A 16,212-nucleotide genomic window follows, 5' to 3' on the forward strand; every position below is an offset into this window, starting at 1 on the left:
GCGCATCCCCGCGCCGGCTGCCACCACCACGATGCGGCAGGATGATGGGACCGATCGACAGAACCAAATTCAGGCCAGCGCGGGACCGGGCTCCTAAGATCGCGGCTCTGGCTGCGGAGGGCATGACCAGTCATGAGATCGCGCAGGCGATTGGCGAGATCAGCCCGCAGCGCGTTCGCGCCATTGCCAAGCGGTACTGCATCAAGCTCGCCCGTCCCGGCGCCCGCCGCTTCGGCACCTACCTCCCCGACCGCAATGCCCGCGTTCTTACAGAGCTCGCAGCGGCCGCGAACGTCAGCGCCGCCACCATGCTCGACCGGATCACCCGCGTCGTCCTCGACGACGGGATCGAACACGCCCGCCGCCGCCTCGGCAAACTCGCCCTCCCAACACGGCCACGCCCATGAACGCTCATGCCATCGCCATCCCCGGATATCTCGGCCCCGCCGACGAGCTGGCCAGCCGCATCGCAGCGATAGGCGAGGGGGATATACCAACCTCGTGGACGCCTGAGCACGTCCAGAACCGTATGGTCGAGGCCTTCGATATCCTTGCCCGCTCAGGCACGCGCGTCGGGCCCCGCCAGCATGCGAACGGCTGGCCGGCGATGATCCACGAGTTCTCTGACCTCGTCGATGCTCAAGCCCGAGCTCTGGCGGAGAAGGAGAAGCAACAGGAGCGCGCCGCCCGCCCGACGGCCGATGAGCTCTCACGCATGAACGAAGCGCTCAAATGGCCGATGACCTATCTCGATGGCCGGCCCATGCAGTCGGATGCGCTGATGCTCTGGGCCTATGCCACCGCGCTGGGCCGAGACATGTCCGCCATGCTCCACCACCGGAAGAAGAAAGCCATGGCGTTGGCAGACGAGATCATGCGCCGCCACAACGCGCCGCCGCATATCCATGAAGGCGTCGTGATGGATACCCGTGATCCGGCAGTCGTCGACGCCTATCTTCGCCGTGTCGAGATAGCTCGGGAAGTCGCGAAGATCACGAACGACGCGCTGGCCCGGGCCAGCAAAACCACCCACGGCCAGATCAAAGTGCATGCCCAGTCGATATTCCGCGCGCGATGCCGGGAGGAGGGTTGCCTGCCCTTGGCCGTGAAGCCACATGAGGCAGTTCCAGGGCGGTGCCTGTCTCGGACTAATCTCGACCGGCAGCGGAGGGCTGCTGCCGGCGTGGTGGCAGCGCAATTATGCCGTGGCGGTGTCCCCGTCAGATAGGCTGCGGTTTTTCTCCGCGGTCCCTCCGCACGCGCCGCTGGACCTCCGCGGCGACGTTGATGGGGTCTTTATCTGCACGTACGCGGGAAACCGGGAAGGCCTCTGCCCACCACGCAAAGTCAGCCGGCCGCCGGCCGTGGGCCGCAAGCACATTCTCGCAATGCTGCCGGTGCATGGTCGCCGCCGCCTCCTTGTGCTTTCCGACAGCTTCGTGAAGCGCCGGATGCACGAGATCAGCCACCACCTGCCCGAAAGTGGTGGCACTCGCCTGGTCTGTGATGTCGCCCTTGTGTACGAGATCGTTGCGCAGCGAGACCATTGTCTGTGGCAGCAGCGGAGGCATCTGCCCGGTATCAAGCAAAAATGTCGCGGCGAAGAGCCCTAGCTGCCGCTCGCTCTGTTTCGCCACCTGACCCCAGAGATCTTTGCGCGTCGCCGCGTCTATGCCGCGCGCCTCCCAAATAAGCCGGACGTAGAACTCATAAAATCTTTCCAGGGCCGTGCTGAACGTCATGACGGCCTCGCGATAGTAGCCGTCTACTAGAGCCTGCATGCCAATTTCAAAGAGAACCTCAAACCTCACCGCGACGAGCCCGACGGTGATCTCGTGGCCTCGATGGCAGCGGAAGCTATAGATGTTGCTTTCGGAAAACGGCAGCCCGTACGCCGTCCCGTCAGAATCCTTTGCGCAAGTGGGGCAGGGCAAGAACAGGCGCATCGTGCGGATCCAGGGTTTGCGGAATGGTACTCAGAGCCTGAAATCAGCGCCTGCGCAACATCTCCATAATCTTGTAGCAATGCAAGATTTCCGGCTGAAAAAGGATGGTTGTCGAACCGCCATTTTGCATGCATGCTTTGGTCATCGTCGCGAAACGTGTCGCTACCGGCACCTCTCGGCCCCGCCTAGCGCGAAATGGCCCTTTGCGATGATGCAAGATTTAGATGTCGTGGCGACCGTCGGCGCACCAGCGCCGGTAAAGCAGCGCCACCGATCCCGGAGCACCGGGGCCAGCAAAGTCGGAGTGGTGTCCGGCGGAGCTTGTGCCGCCCGGGAGAGTTCAGAGTTCGACGCCGAGAGGAACGGCAACGGGGTGCGCCCAGCATCCTAGCCGCCCTGGGTGATCCGATAATTGACCATCGAAATCCGGGTTAGTGGTCAGCCTGTCCCTCTCGCAGGTGCGGAAATGGCGGCGTCGATCATTCCTTCGGCTTCGGCAGCGCCGCAGCCACATAGGCATCAGAGGCTGCAAGGGCGGCCTCGACCATAGGCCGGACAAGCGCTCGCAGGTCGCGGCGCCATTCCTCGCTCGACTGCGCCCAAGTGTATTGCCGCTTCTCGCGGCAAGTCTCGTGAAACGCCTTCGCGGCAGCCTCGACCGCAACATCGGTCCTAGTCTCGGGCATCGAACTGAACCCCAATTCGCCTTCACCGGATGTTGCCATGAAGCTCCTCGACACGGAAAGCCCCGCTGGCCGTGCGGTTGAGCTTGCCGCCTACCTCGTCAAGCAGGGCAGGATGTCCAAGGCCGAGGCGAGAGTGATCGAAGACCTCGTTTGGCATCCCGACATGCCGGAGAGCCTGAGGCAAGCGAACCGCGACAGCTTCGACCTCGATGCGTTTGCTGGCATCGACGATGCCACCGGGAAACCGCTCACGATGCGTGAACTCGGCTGGCGAGAAGATGGCACGTTCAATTACGCCAACGGCTTCACCGGACGGCTTCGTGCATCCGGCAGCCTCAGCCCCCGCACCTGACCAGTGCCAGTCCTTCGCAACAACCGACACGAGGCATTCGCCCAGGCGATTGCTAAGGGCTTAGCAGCCCGTACCGCCTACAAAGCCGCTGGATACGGGGCTTCTGACAAGGCCGCCGAAGCCTGCGCCTCGCGGCTGCTAACAGATGCTAAGGTCGCAGCAAGAGTTCTGGAGCTGCAATCCAAGGCCGCTCGCAAGGTCGAGGTGACGGTCGAAAGCATCGCTCGCGAATTGGAAGAGGCCCGGGTCCTCGCCATCGCGGAGAAGCAGTCCAGCGCGGCCGTCGCGGCTTCGATGGGCAAGGCCAAGCTGTTCGGCCTCATCGTCGAGAAGCACAAGCACTCCGGATCAATCGGCACCTATGACCTCACCAAGCTCTCAGATGACGAGCTCGGTAGCCTTGAGGCGATCCTCGGTCCGCTTGCCGACGCTGGCGGAGATCAGGGCGGAGAGGAATAGGCGAACTGCTGCGATCGAGCGTGATCGGATTGCCAAGGACGCCGAGGGCATCCGCGCCCGGTGCCAGACGCTGGCTGGCTTCATTCGCGAAGCATGGCGGGTGCTGGAGCCAAATGCGGCCCTGGTCTGGAACTGGCATCTCGACGCGATCTGCGCGCATCTTGAGGCGGTGTCTGCGGGGAGGATCAATCGCCTCCTGATCAACGTGCCCCCGGGCTCGTCGAAGTCGCTGATCGTCAGCGTCATGTGGCCTGCCTGGGAATGGGCACAGGGGCACCGATCGCTTCGGTATCTGACGACCTCGTTCAACGACGGCCCGGTCAAGCGCGACACCCGCAAATGCCGAGACCTGATCCTCTCGGATTGGTATCAGGCTCTCTATCCCGAGGTGGTGCTGACCCGAACGGGGGAGACCTCGTTCGCGAATAGCTCGACAGGATCCCGCGAGGGTGTCGCGTTCGGGTCGCTGACCTCCCAGCGCGGCGACAGGCTGATCATTGACGACCCGCACTCTACCGAGACTGCGGAGAGCCCGGCGGAGCGGCAGACGACAACGCGGCGCTTCCGAGAGGGCGCGCTGAACCGACTGAACGATCAGGAGAGGTCCGCGATCGTCGTCGTGATGCAGCGGCTGCACGCGGAGGACGTCTCAGGCACGATCCTGAAACTCGGCATGGGGTTCGTGCACCTCTGCCTGCCGATGGAGTTCGACGCCGATCGCCGCTGCCGAACGGAGATCGGCTTTGAAGACCCTCGCGAGGTCGATGGCGATCTGCTCGACCCGGTACGCTTCCCGCGCGAGACGGTCGAAGCCCTGAAGTCGGGCATGGGTTCCTACGCCTATGCTGGCCAATACCAACAGCGCCCGACGCCCCGCGAAGGCGGCATGTTCAAGCGGGCGTGGTTTGAAGACAAGATCATCGGCGAGGCGCCGCCAGGTACCCGCTGGGTTCGGCATTGGGACTTGGCGGCCTCGACGCGGAAGACATCGGCGCGGACCGCCGGCGTAAAGCTCGGGCGGACGCCTGACGGTCGCTATGTCGTCGGGCACGTCGTCATCACCCAGTCCGAGGGCAACGAGGTCCGGAAGCTGATCAAAGCACAAGCCGAGATCGATGGTCGCGGCGTCCATATCAGCCTGCCGCAGGATCCGGGACAGGCCGGCAAGGTCCAGAAGTCGGACATGGTCGCAATGCTTGCAGGGTTCATCGTTACGGCGGAACCCGAGACTGGTGACAAGGAAACCCGCGCCGAACCGTTCGCCGCTCAATGCGAGGCAGGCAATGTCTCGATCGTGCGCGGCGAATGGAATGACGCGTATCTCGATGAGCTTTGCCTTTTCCCAGGCGGCTCTTTCAAAGACCAAGTCGACGCGAGCTCAGGAGCATTTGGAAAGCTGATGAGCGTGCGCGGTCCTCTGGTTATCAGCGACGAAGTTTTGGCTCGCGCTGCGGCTGGTGGCCGGCGATGAGCTTCCGCCTGCGTCTCGCGGCATGGATCGCTGGGCCGCAGCCGGCGCCCGAGGTTGCCCCTGAGCAGCCGCGCAAGCCGTTCACGGTGAGTCCAGAGGCTGTCGCGCGATCCCGCATCCCGCCGGCCCAGCCGGAAGCCGAGAAGCTCAACCCGTTCAAAATCCTGCCGCCGCCGGCTGGGGTGCTGCCTGACAAGTCCATGGCAATGGACGAGAGTGCATTGCCCGGCCAGTCCTGGGCGATCCAGCAGGCGGCCGCGGGCCTCTACAACGAGGGAATGGCGTGGCTCGGGTTCCCGCACCTGTCGGAGCTCGCCCAGCGCCCCGAGTATCGGCGCATCTCGGAGATCATCGCGACCGAGGCGACGCGGCAATGGATCCGCGTCACCGCCGCCGGCGAGGACGACAAGGCCAAAAAGATCCAGGCCATCGGCGACAAGCTCAAGGAGTTCGGCGTCAAGGAGCTGTTCCAGCGGATCACAGAGCAGGATGGGTTCTTCGGCCGGGCGCATCTCTTCGCTGACCTCGGACAAACCGAGGGGCACGAGCTCGCCACCCCGATCGGCAATGGCGCCGACAAGGTGACGAAGGCCAAGGTCGGGAAGGGGGCTTTGAAAGGCTTCCGGACCGTCGAGGCCGTCTGGTGCTACCCGGCTGAGTACGAGACGAGCAATCCGCTCAAGCCGAACTGGTACAAGCCGTCGGCATGGTATGTGCAAGGCCAGAAAGTCCACGCGACCCGTCTCCTCACGTTCATCGCTCGCGAGGTGCCTGATCTCCTGAAGCCAGCCTATTCTTTCGGCGGCCTCAGTATGAGCCAGATGGCGAAGCCATACGTCGACAACTGGCTGCGGACCCGGCAGAGCGTCGCGGACCTGATCAGCTCGTTCTCGGTCAGCGGCATCAAGATCGATCTGGCGAATGTGCTGCAGGTCGATGCCGATGGGCTGTTCCGACGCGTCGAGCTGTTCAACAATCTCCGCGACAATCGCGGGACGATGGTGCTGAACAAGGGTTCCGGCCCGAACGACCCGGCGGAAGAGTTCTTCAACGTCTCGACGCCGCTTGGGACGCTGGATCATCTGCAGGCGCAGAGCCAGGAGCACATCTGCTCAGTTGCCGGCATCCCGCTGGTGAAGTTCACAGGCATCACGCCTTCGGGGCTCAATGCCTCGTCCGAGGGCGAGATCCGGGTTTACTACGACGGGATCGAGGCGCTACAGGAGAAGTTCCTGCGGCCGCACCTGACGACGGTCATCAACCTGATCCAGATGTCGGAATTCGGCGACGTCGACCCCGATATCGGCTTCGTATTCGAACCGCTTTGGAGCCTCGACGACAAGGCCAAGGCAGAGAAGCGGAAGGCGGAGGCTGACACCGACGCCGTGTACATCGATTCCGGCGTCCTCGACCCGCTCGAAGTACGCAAGCGCCTCGCGAGCGATGATGAATCGCCCTACGCCGGGCTCGACGTCGACGACGTGCCGCTGCCGGCCCCAGGCGAAGACAATCCTCCGGCACCTGAGACGAACGAGGAGGAAACCGAAGAGGCTGAGGCATGAGCCGTCGTCATCGCCTCGCCTACGATCGAGCCAAGCCGAGTGCCAAGAGCCTGTTCCTTCGGGCTCGCAAAGCCGAGGTCCAGTACGCCCGGCAATTGCGCAAGGTCGCACGCCATATCGGCGATTTGGTCATGGGCCTGTTCGACCAGGCTGATCCAACATCGGCCGGCATCGTTGAGCGCGCGCTGCGGCGCTACGCAGGCACCATCGAAGCATGGGCCAGTTCAGTAGGCGGTCGCATGGTGGCAGAGGTCGCCGCCCGCGATCGCAAGGCTTGGATGGCCGTCTCTCGCGAGATGGGTACCGCGATCCATCGGGAGATTGAGCAGGCTCCGACCGGCGCGCTTCTCCGGCAGCGGCTCGCGGACCAGGTATCCCTGATCACGTCGCTTCCTACCGAGGCGGCGGAGCGCGTCCACCAGTTGACGATCGAGGGCCTGAGCAAAGGAACCCGCGCCAGCGAGATAGCAGCCGAGATCATGCGATCAGGTGAGGTCAGCGCGGCTCGCGCCAACCTGATCGCCCGAACCGAGGTTTCGCGCACTGCCACGGACTTCACCGAGGCGAGGGCGCAGAGCGTCGGTTCCGAAGGCTATATCTGGAGGACTGCCGGCGACAGCGATGTCCGCGATTCACATCGGGCTATGGCCGGCAAATACGTGGAATGGAAAAGCCCTCCGACATTGGACGGGATGACCGGACACGCCGGGCAGTTCCCGAACTGTCGGTGCTATCCCGAACCCGTGATCCCTGACGTCTAGTCTTCGGGGTCGGAGGATCGATCCACCCAAGCCTGCGCGATCGCGATGCCATCCGGCGCGCCGGCCGCGATCTTACGGAAGTCCGCCAGCATCTCGCCGATCATGATCGCGGCCTCGCCCTCGATCGTCTCGGCTTCTGGGATGTCTGGGAAGGTATCCACGAAGCTGGCGCGGGCCAGCTCCTTGAGCGCCTCGATCACTTCGGTGGGGTCGGAAGGGTGCTCGATCATGCAGTTCGCACGATAGCCGAGCGGCATCAGCCATTCAAACGAGAGATGCCATGGCGACGGAACAGCCCGAGTTGCGGACGCTGTTCGCCAGGCGGCCAGTTGTAAACGGCGATGCCTTGATCGAGTGGGCGAAGGAGCAGGGTCTTTCGAAGCTCCTGAAAGCCTCGGACCTTCACGTCACGGTCGCCTACAGCAAGGAGAAGTTCGACTGGTTCGCGGCGCCCGACGATTTCGACCGCATTCGAATACCGTCTCTTGCTGATCACGAGGCGCAGCGCTCGGTCGAAGAACTCGGCGACAAGGGCGCCATAGTCCTTCGCTTCGAATCCTCCGACCTTGCCAAGCGCTGGCAGCAGTTTCGAGAGGCTGGGGCATCTTGGGACCACGATACCTACAGGCCGCACGTCACCATCACCTACGATCCGGGTGACGTCGATATCGCGGAGATCAAGCCATACAGCGGCCCTATCGAACTGGGCCCGGAAGAATTCTCAGAGATCGACGTGGATTGGAAGCCGAAGATGGCCGGGGATGCGCTCGCCTTCGACCGCGCCTCTGCGCGCACCTACGATCAGGACGGCCATCTCCATGTGGCTCGCACCCCGATCAGCAAGGCCAACGTCTGCCCCTACTACGGGCGTGAGATCCCCGATTGGGAAGGGCTCGGGCTCAATCCTGATCGCCTCTACCAACTCCTCCGGGATCCCGAGGAACTTGAGAAGGCAGCTGGAACGTTCGCCGGCAAGCCGCTGCTGAACATCCATCGGCCTGTCACGGCAGATGACCACGAACACGAGGTGGTCGCCGGCTCGGTCAGCAACCCAGTCTGGGATGCCCCTTACCTCAAAGCCGATCTCTCAATCTGGGACGGCCCGGCGATCAAGGCCATCGAAGCCGAGACGCAGAAGGAATTGTCGAGCGCGTACCGCTACCGCGCCGACATGACGCCCGGCACCTACGAGGGCGTCCGTTACGACGGCGTGATGCGCGATCTGATCGGCAACCACGTCGCCCTCGTGAAGGAAGGCCGCGCCGGGCCCGATGTTGTTGTCGGCGATGAAAAGCCTATCCCCAAAATCAAGGAGTTCATCAGCATGGCCAAGAAGCCATCGATCACCCGTGGTGGCGCGGCTGCGCTGACCGCTCTCTCCCTCTACCTGAAGCCGAAGTTGGCCCAGGACGCGAAGATCGATCTCGCTCCAGTGCTGGCGAAGGTGACTGCCGCCAATTTCGCGGCCAGCAAGCCGGCCATCCTGACCGGCCTGCAGAAGGCGGCCGAAGGCAAGCTCGCGAAGGATTCCTCGATCGAGGACGCCGCCGAGGTCATCGAGGCTCTGGCCGATATCCTCCCCGAGGAGGAGGCCGATCTCGCGACCGACGAGGACGAGACCGACGAGGACGGCGAGAAAAAGAAGAAGGTCGCCGAGGATGAGGACGGCGATGACGAGGAGGACGACAAGGTCACCAAGACTGCCATGGATGCGGCCATCGCCGCTGCAGTGAAGTCCGCGACCAAGTCGGCTACCGCCGCTGCGATCAAGACCCAGCAGGATATCCGCGAGGCGGAGCGCGCCGTCCGGCCTTACGTCGGCGACCTCGCAATGGCGCATGACAGCGCCGATGCGGTTTACCGCACCGCCCTGACCTCGCTCGGCGTCGATGTCGACGGCGTCCACCCGTCCGCCTTCCCGGCCATCCTGAAGCTGCAGCCCAAGCCCGGCGACACGCTGCCGGCGCGCAAGCCGATCGCGCAGGACGCCGCTGCCTCGAAGGAATTCGAGACCCGCTTCCCGCACGCCAACCGCCTCAAGGTTTGAGGAAGGAGATCAGCACATGCCTTTCCAGACCCAGGTCAATCTGACCCAGGCGCCGGCCGTCGAAGGCGACTTCGCCAGCGCCAATCCGCGCCATTCGGTGCTCTCCGTCGAGGGCGGTTTCGTCGCAGGCCCCAGCGGGCTTACCATCGGCCGCTTCTGCTGGGCCGATGCCTCGACGAACCGCATCCTGGCCAACACCGGCACCGGCGCCCCGACCGGCTTCCTGCATCGGGATCTCCAGGCGCTCATCACCACGTACCTCGCGGAATCCGGGATGGTGATCCCGGCCGGCTTCGGCATCGGCGAACTGTTCAACGGCGGCGACTTCTGGGTGAAGAACGCCGGAGCCGGCGCCGTGACCGTCGGCATGAAGGCTTTCGCCAAGAACGCCGACGGCACGATCAGCTTCGCGGCCGCGGGCGCCACCGTCGCCGGCAGCACCGAAACCAAATGGTTCGCCATGACCGCCGGCGCGGCTGGTGAACTCGTCAAAATGTCCGACACCCCGCTGGGCTGAGGGAGCAACCACACATGACCCGCAATTCCGACTTCGCTCGCCTCGAGCGCGAGTGGGGCATCCATCTGCCGTTGGCGATGGACTGGATGCCCCGAGAGTTCCGTGCCGATTTCCAGTTCGCGCTCGATGCGCAGCCGGCGCTCGCCACGACTGCCAGCGGCGGTATCCCGGCCTGGCTGACGCAGTATGTCGACCCGGAAGTGGTCCGCATCCTGCAGTCGCCCAACGAGGGCGCCGACATCCTTGGCGAGAAGAAGACCGGCGACTGGACTGCCCAGACCGCGGTCTTCACGGTCGTCGAGAATACCGGCGAGGTCTCCAGCTATGGCGACTTCAACACCAACGGCCGGTCGGACGCGAATGCCACCTTCCCGCAGCGTCAGTCCTACCTGTTCCAGACCGTCGTCGAGTACGGTGATCTTCAGATCGACCGTGCCGGTGCGGCCAAGCTGAACTGGGTTGGTGAGCTTCAGACGTCCGCCGCGGCGACGCTCGACAAGTTCGCGGACTACACCTACCACTTCGGCGTCTCGGGGCTGCAGAACTACGGCCTGCTCAACGATCCGTCGCTGTCGGCAGCTCTCACGCCTTCCACGAAGGCCGCTGGCGGCGTGAAGTGGATCAACAACAACGCCATCGTCGCGACCGCCAACGAGGTCTTCGCCGATGTCCAGGCGATGTTCTCCCAGCTCGTCGCGCAGACCGCAGGCCGCGTGAAGAAGAGCGACAAGCTCACCCTGGCGATGTCGCCGGGCTCGGAAGTCGCACTGACCGCGACCAACTCCTTCGGCATCAGCGTCTCCGACCTGCTGAAGAAGAACTTCCCCAACCTGACGGTGAAGACCTCGTATCGGTACGGCACGGCGGCCGGCAACGTCGTCCAGCTCATCGCCGACAGCTTCGACGGCCACGATACCGGCTACTGCGCCTTCAACGAGAAGCTCCGCGATCATGCGATCGTCCGCCAGCTCTCGTCCTGGCAGCAGAAGAAGACCAGCGGCACCTGGGGCGCGGTCATCCGCTATCCGGTCGCCATCTCGCAGATGCTGGGGGTCTGAACCATGGCCGCAACCGTCACTGTCGCCTGCAAGCTGCCCCATGGGCTGCTGCTGCAGCTCCAGAACCCCATCGAAGTCGCTGAGCCGACGCAAAGCAATCCCGAGCGGAAGGTTACCCGCTACGAGCGCGTCGGCAAGGTCGTCCGCATCAACGGATGCGCCATCCCAATGGATCGCCCCTCGACCAAGGAGCTTCGGGGCGGCTACGCCCTGACGCGCGATGTCGATGCCGATTTCTTCTCCAAATGGCTGGAGCAGAACAAGGCGCATCCGGCGGTCGAAGGCGGCTTCATTTTCGCCTCCGAGCAGCCGGCGGCAATCGACAAGTATGTCGATCGCTACGCCGACAAGCGCACGGGTATGGAGCCGGCCGATCCCCAGAACCTGCCCGCAGAATTTCGGAAGATCGAAACCGCCAGCGTCGGAGGCTGACATGGGCAAGACCGTCACCATCGCCAGCCGTATCCCGATGGCGATCCGCATCGAGGAGCCCGAGGGCAATCCGGACAAACCGGGGCTGTCCAAGGATCGTCAGTCGACCGTCATCAAAGGGGCCGGGAACGATCTCGGCACCGTCGAAGGGCTCACTACCGGTGTCGACGAAGACGTCTTCGATGCCTGGGTGAAGGCCAACCCGAACCATGCGGCGGTCGTCAATGGCATGCTGCGAAAGGTTCCCGGCGACGAAGCTCCCGCTGAAATCGTCTACGGGTTCGAGACGGCACTCCCGGTTCCGGAGGCTCCGGCCACCGCCAAGGACAAGAAGAGCTGAGGGCATCGCCGTGGCGGTCACCTACGACGACTTCGTCGCGGCGTTCCCCGAGTTCTCGGATGCGACTGTCTATCCGCAATCGCAGTTCGATTTCTGGGAGGCACAGGCCTACCTGCAGCTCAATGCAGGGCGGTTCGGTCCTTCGCTCGATCTCGCGGTGATGCTCTTCGTCGCGCACAACCTCGTGCTCTCGGCGCAGGCCAAGAAGTCGGCGCAGAGCGGCGGTGGAGTGGTCACAACGTCTTCAAGCCTGGTTGCGTCGAAGGCTGTCGACAAGGTCAGCGTCAGCTATGACACGACCACTACGACGATTGCCGGGGCAGGGCTCTGGAACGCGACCGTTTACGGGCAGCGCCTCTACGCCTTGATCAGGGCCTTTGGCGCCGGCCTCCTCTATGTCCCGAACAAGCGCTTCGCGATCCCGTGACGGTCAAGGTCACGAAAGATGGCGTGCCGGCTCTCCTGAAAGCGATCAAGGACTTGACCTCGAAAGAGGTGCTGGTCGGGATCCCCGACACAGCCGCCGGCCGGGATGACGAAGACGCCATCAGCAATGCCGAAATCGGCTACCTGATGGAGACGGGTTCCCCAACCCAGAACATCCCACCGCGGCCGCATCTGGTGCCTGGCGTCGAATCCGCTCGCGATAAGATCGAGAAGCGGATGAAGACCGGGGCGCAAGCCGCGCTTTCAGGCAAATCGTCGGACGCTGATGCCACCCTGACCGCAGTCGGGATCGTCGCGGAGAACGCGGTGAAGGCGAGGATCACCGAAGGGCCGTTCGCGCCCCTTTCGCCGGTCACGATCGCCAAGCGCAAGGCCAAAGGCCGCACGGGTACGAAGCCGCTGATCGATACGGGGCAGTACAGGCGCGCAATCACCCACGTCGTGCGAAAGAAGGGTGAGTGATGCCGCTCCTGGACGTTTCCGACGTGTTGGCGGACCCGCTCTTCGCCGACACAGCCACGATCACGCGCACGGTCGTGACAGTTGATCCCGCCACCGGGCGCACGATCGAGACCCCGACCACCACGCCGATATCGGTTGTGGTCACTTCGGATAAGGGCCGCAACCTTCAGCGCAACCCCGAGGCTGCACTGTCGGAAGGCTCGATCATCGTCCACACCGCCTTCACTCTGACCGAAGGTGGAAACGGCGTGGACGCCGACATCATCGACTGGAACGGCCGGAAATGGACCGTCGTCACGGTCGATGACTATTCCCGCTACGGCGCCGGCTTCACCTGCGCGATGTGCCGCCTTCTCGACCTGCGGTGATCCGACATGGCCAACACCTCTGCGACTGGCGGACCTCTGGTCCCGTCATCGACGACGCCTGTCGAGGATGATGCCTTTGAGGATCTGATCGGCAACACGATTTCAGGCCTCACTGGGATCACCCGGGGAATGGTTCGGCCGCGCTGGCAGCCAACACCGCCGCCAATGCCGCCCGACAATGTCTCATGGTGCGCCTTCGGCATCATGGAGCTCGATGCGGACTGGGGCGCTCACCAGCAACATCACCCAGAAGGTGACGGCAGCACCGAACTGACGCGGCACGAGACGCTGACGATGCTCGCCAGCTTCTACGGGCCCAATGGCTACTCCAAGGCCTCCCAGCTTCGCGACGGGCTCTGGATCAAGCAAAATTGGGACTCGCTGAACGCCGCTGGCGTCGCGCTGCTCGAATGCAGCCGGGCCCGTACAGCAACTGACATCGTCAACGAGCGCTACATCCGCAAGATCGACCTCGAGATGCAGTTCCGGCGCGTGATCACGCGCACCTATCCCATTCTCAACCTTCTCTCGGCCCAAGGTTCGTTCACGACGGACACCGGCCATCTGCAGCCCTTCATCGTGGAGAACTGAACCATGGCCCAGGGCCTAGCGGTATCAGACGTCGTCAAGGTCGACATCACACTATCGCCCGTCGCGGCGCCAACTCGGAACTTCGGTGCCGGCATGCTGATCGGAGCAACCGACGTCATCGATGTCGGCGAACGCATCCGCGGCTATTCGAACCTGTCCGGCGTCGCGCAGGATTTCTCGACCACCGATGTCGAGTACCGCGGCGCGGTCAAGCACTTCTCGCAGGTGCCGCAGCCGTCCATCCTCTATATCGGCCGCTGGGCTCGCACGGCGACGCATGCGACCCTCGGCGGCGGCGTGCTAACCACGGCAGAGCAGGCCCTGGCCAACTTCACCGCGGTCACGTCGGGTGCCTTCTACTTCGTGCTTGACGGCATCCCGCGCGCGGTCTCCGGCCTCAACTTCTCGGCACAGACCAATTTGAACGGCGTCGCCTCTGTGCTTCAGACGGCGATTGCTGCCCTGGTCGCGAGCTCGACGGTCGTCTGGGATGCCGACAACGGCCGGTTTGTCATCAAATCCGGCACGACCGGCGCGACCTCGTCGATCTCGTTCCTCAGCGATCCGACGGCCTTCGGTTCCATTGCCTTCGCGGTCGGCAACGCGGCGAACAACGACGTCGTGACCGTCAATGGAACGGCGGTGACCTTCAAGACGACCGGCGCGACCGGCAATCAGGTCAACATCGGCGCCGACAACATCGCCACGGCTGCAGCCTTCGCGACCTTCCTCAACGGCTCGACGGATGCCGGCATCGCTGCGGCGAACTACTTCGCGCTGAATGGCACGATCTATGTCGTCTATGACATCCCCGGTACGGTAGGGAATGCCTTCACGCTCGCGAAGACTGGCGGCACCAACATCACCCTCTCTGGCGCCACGCTGACCGGTGGCTCGGGCACCTCGATCGCTGGCCTGCTCAAGGGCAAGTCTACGCAAGCCAGCCTGCCCGCTAATGGCATCGCTGCCGAGACGCTGGCTGCGGCTGTCAGCGCTCTGATCGCAGCGTCGGGCGACTGGTATTCCGGCGAGCTTGTCGAGGAGGGCGTCGACACCAACTCGATCATCGCTGCGGCCAACATCATCGAGGCGCAGCAGAAGAAGCGCATCTTCGGCGTCACCATCACCGATACGACGGTGATCGATCCGACGAGCACGAGCGATCTCGGCAACTTGCTGAAGGCCAACAACCTCGGTCGGACCTACGCGCAGTACAGCCAGTACGATCCGCAGGCGGTGGCGTCGTTCTTCGGCCGAGCCTCGACGGTCAACTTCAACGGGTCGAAGACGACCCTGACGATGAAGTTCAAAGTCGAGCCGACTGTCCGCGCGGAAGTGATCACCGAGAATCAGGCATCTGCGCTTAAGGCGAAGAACGTCAATGTTTTCGTTGCCTACGACAACGAAACGAGCATCATCCAGGAAGGGGTGATGTCTAACGGCACCTTCTTCGACGAACGCCACGGCCTCGATTGGCTGGAAAATGCGGTTCAAACCGCCGTTTGGAACGCCCTGTACACCTCGCAGACGAAAATCCCGCAGACCGACGAGGGAATGCACACCCTCTGCACGGTTGTTGAAAACGTGCTGGTGCAGGCTGTCACCAACAGCCTCGTCGCGCCGGGCGTCTGGAATGCTGCTGGCTTCGGGCAGATCAAGCAGGGGGATTTTCTGTCGAAGGGCTATTACGTCTACGCCCCGCCGATTGCTTCTCAAAGCCAGGCTGACCGCGAGGCCCGCAAGTCGGTGCCGATCCAGATCGCGGTGAAGCTGGCTGGAGCTGTCCACTTTGTCGACGTGATGATTTCTGTAAATCGCTGAGGGCTGATCGATGGCATCCGCAACCTATTCGTTCCTCAGCGCCCTAGCTGAGCTCGTCGGGCCGAACGGCCGCGTTTCGCTCGGCAACGGGGCAGGGGCGGCGGAGGAGGGCATCACGATCGCCCAGACCGAAGACCGCGACACGATGACGATCGGCGCCGACGGCAGCGGCATGCACAGCCTGCATGCTGGCAAGTCGGGGCAGGTTACCGTCCGGCTGCTGAAAACCTCGCCGACGAATGCGATCCTGATGACGATCGCCAATGCCGACTTCGCATCCCCGGCCAATCATGGACAGAACACCATTCTGATCCGTGATGTCCAGCGCGGCGATGCTGTCGCATGTTCTTTCTGCGCCTTCCGCCGGGTTCCCGACCTCTCCTATGCGAAGGTCGGCAACACAGTGGAGTGGACGTTCAACTCCGTTTCGATCGACTACATCCTCGGCACTGGTACGCCGGCCGCGGTGTTCTGATGCGCGAGCCTGCTGAATTTGAGGTCGGGGCTTACCGGTATCGGTCGGCTCTGCTCTCGGCGATGGATCAGGTTCACCTCGTCCGCCGCCTCGCTCCCATCCTGTCCGCGCTGCGTGAGGCTGCTCAAGACGGCGATCCGCTCGGCATGATCGGGCCAGCCGTCGAAGCCCTCGGCTCGATGCCTGATGCCGCCGTGGACTACGTGATCAATACCTGCATGGCCGGCGTGTCTCGCCAGAAGCCGGGCGATACCGGGTGGGCCAAGGTTTGGCAGGCTTCGGTGCGCCGTCCGATCTTCGACGACATCACCGGATTCGAACTCATTTCAATCACGGCAAACGTGGTGATGGCTGAAGTCGGCCCTTTCTGGGCAGGGCTGGCGTCCAGTTTGAGCGCCGCCAGCCAGGGCTAAAATT

Annotated in this window: 22 protein-coding genes; 19 read left to right on the forward strand and 3 right to left on the reverse strand. The window is 63.5% G+C overall.

The window, feature by feature from the left end; all coding sequences use genetic code 11:
- Nucleotides 1-41: 41 nt before the first annotated feature.
- Nucleotides 42-407, forward strand: a complete 366-nt coding sequence (locus AB6806_RS27365; RefSeq protein WP_370956142.1) for a hypothetical protein — start codon at nucleotides 42-44, stop codon at nucleotides 405-407.
- Entirely contained in the window at nucleotides 404-1,228 is an 825-nt protein-coding gene (locus tag AB6806_RS27370) for a hypothetical protein (protein ID WP_370956143.1), read from the forward strand. The genes AB6806_RS27365 and AB6806_RS27370 overlap by 4 nt, the downstream gene beginning before the upstream one ends.
- On the opposite strand, the gene AB6806_RS27375 is transcribed toward AB6806_RS27370, so the two are convergent.
- Nucleotides 1,221-1,946 (reverse strand): hypothetical protein, encoded by a 726-nt coding sequence (locus AB6806_RS27375; protein ID WP_370956144.1) that lies wholly within the window; start codon nucleotides 1,944-1,946, stop codon nucleotides 1,221-1,223. The two genes, AB6806_RS27370 and AB6806_RS27375, sit on opposite strands and share 8 nt — an antisense overlap.
- 479 nt (nucleotides 1,947-2,425) lie before the next feature.
- Nucleotides 2,426-2,632: a hypothetical protein gene (locus tag AB6806_RS27380; protein WP_370956145.1), complete on the reverse strand. Its 207-nt coding sequence runs from the start codon at nucleotides 2,630-2,632 to the stop codon at nucleotides 2,426-2,428.
- A 37-nt stretch (nucleotides 2,633-2,669) separates the two neighbouring features.
- Between AB6806_RS27380 and AB6806_RS27385 the strand changes: the two genes are divergently transcribed.
- The 5 genes from AB6806_RS27385 to AB6806_RS27405 are packed head-to-tail and all read left to right on the forward strand — an operon-like array spanning nucleotide 2,670 to nucleotide 7,237.
- A complete protein-coding gene (locus tag AB6806_RS27385) occupies nucleotides 2,670-2,984 on the forward strand; it encodes a hypothetical protein (RefSeq protein ID WP_370956146.1) in 315 nt (104 codons plus the stop codon).
- A 3-nt stretch (nucleotides 2,985-2,987) separates the two neighbouring features.
- Nucleotides 2,988-3,443, forward strand: a complete 456-nt coding sequence (locus AB6806_RS27390) for a terminase small subunit (RefSeq protein ID WP_370956147.1) — start codon at nucleotides 2,988-2,990, stop codon at nucleotides 3,441-3,443.
- Nucleotides 3,367-4,914 carry a phage terminase large subunit gene (gene terL, locus AB6806_RS27395; RefSeq protein ID WP_370956148.1) on the forward strand — a complete coding sequence of 516 codons (1,548 nt, stop codon included), beginning with the start codon at nucleotides 3,367-3,369 and terminating at the stop codon, nucleotides 4,912-4,914. Before AB6806_RS27390 ends, terL begins: the two co-directional genes overlap by 77 nt.
- Nucleotides 4,911-6,476: a DUF1073 domain-containing protein gene (locus AB6806_RS27400; protein ID WP_370956149.1), complete on the forward strand. Its 1,566-nt coding sequence runs from the start codon at nucleotides 4,911-4,913 to the stop codon at nucleotides 6,474-6,476. Before terL ends, AB6806_RS27400 begins: the two co-directional genes overlap by 4 nt.
- Entirely contained in the window at nucleotides 6,473-7,237 is a 765-nt protein-coding gene (locus AB6806_RS27405; RefSeq protein ID WP_370956150.1) for a phage head morphogenesis protein, read from the forward strand. The genes AB6806_RS27400 and AB6806_RS27405 overlap by 4 nt, the downstream gene beginning before the upstream one ends.
- On the opposite strand, the gene AB6806_RS27410 is transcribed toward AB6806_RS27405, so the two are convergent.
- On the reverse strand, nucleotides 7,234-7,494 hold the full coding sequence (locus tag AB6806_RS27410; protein ID WP_370956151.1) for a hypothetical protein: 261 nt from the start codon (nucleotides 7,492-7,494) through the stop codon (nucleotides 7,234-7,236). The genes AB6806_RS27405 and AB6806_RS27410 overlap by 4 nt on opposite strands.
- A 23-nt stretch (nucleotides 7,495-7,517) precedes the next feature.
- Here AB6806_RS27410 and AB6806_RS27415 point away from each other — a divergent pair, with 23 nt between their 5' ends.
- The 12 genes from AB6806_RS27415 to AB6806_RS27470 are packed head-to-tail and all read left to right on the forward strand — an operon-like array spanning nucleotide 7,518 to nucleotide 16,208.
- Nucleotides 7,518-9,284: a DUF2213 domain-containing protein gene (locus tag AB6806_RS27415; RefSeq protein WP_370956152.1), complete on the forward strand. Its 1,767-nt coding sequence runs from the start codon at nucleotides 7,518-7,520 to the stop codon at nucleotides 9,282-9,284.
- A 16-nt stretch (nucleotides 9,285-9,300) separates the two neighbouring features.
- On the forward strand, nucleotides 9,301-9,801 hold the full coding sequence (locus AB6806_RS27420) for a structural cement protein Gp24 (protein ID WP_038367862.1): 501 nt from the start codon (nucleotides 9,301-9,303) through the stop codon (nucleotides 9,799-9,801).
- Between the two features lie 14 nt (nucleotides 9,802-9,815).
- Nucleotides 9,816-10,859: a hypothetical protein gene (locus tag AB6806_RS27425; RefSeq protein ID WP_370956153.1), complete on the forward strand. Its 1,044-nt coding sequence runs from the start codon at nucleotides 9,816-9,818 to the stop codon at nucleotides 10,857-10,859.
- A 3-nt stretch (nucleotides 10,860-10,862) separates the two neighbouring features.
- Nucleotides 10,863-11,291, forward strand: coding sequence for a hypothetical protein (locus AB6806_RS27430; protein WP_370956154.1), 429 nt, complete (start codon nucleotides 10,863-10,865; stop codon nucleotides 11,289-11,291).
- Nucleotide 11,292: 1 nt separating this feature from the next.
- Nucleotides 11,293-11,631: a hypothetical protein gene (locus tag AB6806_RS27435; RefSeq protein WP_370956155.1), complete on the forward strand. Its 339-nt coding sequence runs from the start codon at nucleotides 11,293-11,295 to the stop codon at nucleotides 11,629-11,631.
- 10 nt (nucleotides 11,632-11,641) lie between these two features.
- On the forward strand, nucleotides 11,642-12,058 hold the full coding sequence (locus AB6806_RS27440; RefSeq protein ID WP_370956156.1) for a DUF4054 domain-containing protein: 417 nt from the start codon (nucleotides 11,642-11,644) through the stop codon (nucleotides 12,056-12,058).
- Entirely contained in the window at nucleotides 12,055-12,540 is a 486-nt protein-coding gene (locus tag AB6806_RS27445) for a hypothetical protein (protein WP_370956157.1), read from the forward strand. The genes AB6806_RS27440 and AB6806_RS27445 overlap by 4 nt, the downstream gene beginning before the upstream one ends.
- Nucleotides 12,540-12,908 carry a hypothetical protein gene (locus AB6806_RS27450; protein ID WP_370956158.1) on the forward strand — a complete coding sequence of 123 codons (369 nt, stop codon included), beginning with the start codon at nucleotides 12,540-12,542 and terminating at the stop codon, nucleotides 12,906-12,908. Before AB6806_RS27445 ends, AB6806_RS27450 begins: the two co-directional genes overlap by 1 nt.
- A gap of 6 nt (nucleotides 12,909-12,914) precedes the next feature.
- Nucleotides 12,915-13,499, forward strand: coding sequence for a phage neck terminator protein (locus tag AB6806_RS27455; RefSeq protein WP_370956159.1), 585 nt, complete (start codon nucleotides 12,915-12,917; stop codon nucleotides 13,497-13,499).
- Nucleotides 13,500-13,502: 3 nt separating this feature from the next.
- The gene (locus tag AB6806_RS27460; protein WP_370956160.1) at nucleotides 13,503-15,320 is read left to right on the forward strand and encodes a DUF3383 domain-containing protein; all 1,818 of its coding nucleotides are present in this window, start codon (nucleotides 13,503-13,505) and stop codon (nucleotides 15,318-15,320) included.
- A gap of 10 nt (nucleotides 15,321-15,330) precedes the next feature.
- The gene (locus tag AB6806_RS27465) at nucleotides 15,331-15,795 is read left to right on the forward strand and encodes a phage structural protein (RefSeq protein WP_370956161.1); all 465 of its coding nucleotides are present in this window, start codon (nucleotides 15,331-15,333) and stop codon (nucleotides 15,793-15,795) included.
- Complete coding sequence (locus AB6806_RS27470; RefSeq protein WP_370956162.1) at nucleotides 15,795-16,208, forward strand: phage tail assembly chaperone; 414 nt, start codon at nucleotides 15,795-15,797, stop codon at nucleotides 16,206-16,208. The genes AB6806_RS27465 and AB6806_RS27470 overlap by 1 nt, the downstream gene beginning before the upstream one ends.
- Nucleotides 16,209-16,212: the final 4 nt, after the last annotated feature.

Origin of the sequence: Allobosea sp. RCC_152_1, assembly GCF_041360765.1 — a bacterium.
GTDB lineage: Bacteria > Pseudomonadota > Alphaproteobacteria > Rhizobiales > Beijerinckiaceae > Allobosea > Allobosea spartocytisi.

Bases quoted from the DNA above. Each gene is read 5' to 3' on its own strand.
- AB6806_RS27365 (WP_370956142.1), top strand. From the start codon at position 42: ATGATGGGACCGATCGACAGAACCAAATTCAGGCCAGCGCGGGACCGG.
- AB6806_RS27370 (WP_370956143.1), top strand. From the start codon at position 404: ATGAACGCTCATGCCATCGCCATCCCCGGATATCTCGGCCCCGCCGAC.
- AB6806_RS27375 (WP_370956144.1), bottom strand. From the start codon at position 1,946: ATGCGCCTGTTCTTGCCCTGCCCCACTTGCGCAAAGGATTCTGACGGG.
- AB6806_RS27380 (WP_370956145.1), bottom strand. From the start codon at position 2,632: ATGCCCGAGACTAGGACCGATGTTGCGGTCGAGGCTGCCGCGAAGGCG.
- AB6806_RS27385 (WP_370956146.1), top strand. From the start codon at position 2,670: ATGAAGCTCCTCGACACGGAAAGCCCCGCTGGCCGTGCGGTTGAGCTT.
- terL (WP_370956148.1), top strand. From the start codon at position 3,367: ATGACGAGCTCGGTAGCCTTGAGGCGATCCTCGGTCCGCTTGCCGACG.
- AB6806_RS27400 (WP_370956149.1), top strand. From the start codon at position 4,911: ATGAGCTTCCGCCTGCGTCTCGCGGCATGGATCGCTGGGCCGCAGCCG.
- AB6806_RS27405 (WP_370956150.1), top strand. From the start codon at position 6,473: ATGAGCCGTCGTCATCGCCTCGCCTACGATCGAGCCAAGCCGAGTGCC.
- AB6806_RS27410 (WP_370956151.1), bottom strand. From the start codon at position 7,494: ATGCCGCTCGGCTATCGTGCGAACTGCATGATCGAGCACCCTTCCGAC.
- AB6806_RS27415 (WP_370956152.1), top strand. From the start codon at position 7,518: ATGGCGACGGAACAGCCCGAGTTGCGGACGCTGTTCGCCAGGCGGCCA.
- AB6806_RS27420 (WP_038367862.1), top strand. From the start codon at position 9,301: ATGCCTTTCCAGACCCAGGTCAATCTGACCCAGGCGCCGGCCGTCGAA.
- AB6806_RS27425 (WP_370956153.1), top strand. From the start codon at position 9,816: ATGACCCGCAATTCCGACTTCGCTCGCCTCGAGCGCGAGTGGGGCATC.
- AB6806_RS27430 (WP_370956154.1), top strand. From the start codon at position 10,863: ATGGCCGCAACCGTCACTGTCGCCTGCAAGCTGCCCCATGGGCTGCTG.
- AB6806_RS27435 (WP_370956155.1), top strand. From the start codon at position 11,293: ATGGGCAAGACCGTCACCATCGCCAGCCGTATCCCGATGGCGATCCGC.
- AB6806_RS27450 (WP_370956158.1), top strand. From the start codon at position 12,540: ATGCCGCTCCTGGACGTTTCCGACGTGTTGGCGGACCCGCTCTTCGCC.
- AB6806_RS27455 (WP_370956159.1), top strand. From the start codon at position 12,915: ATGGCCAACACCTCTGCGACTGGCGGACCTCTGGTCCCGTCATCGACG.
- AB6806_RS27460 (WP_370956160.1), top strand. From the start codon at position 13,503: ATGGCCCAGGGCCTAGCGGTATCAGACGTCGTCAAGGTCGACATCACA.
- AB6806_RS27465 (WP_370956161.1), top strand. From the start codon at position 15,331: ATGGCATCCGCAACCTATTCGTTCCTCAGCGCCCTAGCTGAGCTCGTC.
- AB6806_RS27470 (WP_370956162.1), top strand. From the start codon at position 15,795: ATGCGCGAGCCTGCTGAATTTGAGGTCGGGGCTTACCGGTATCGGTCG.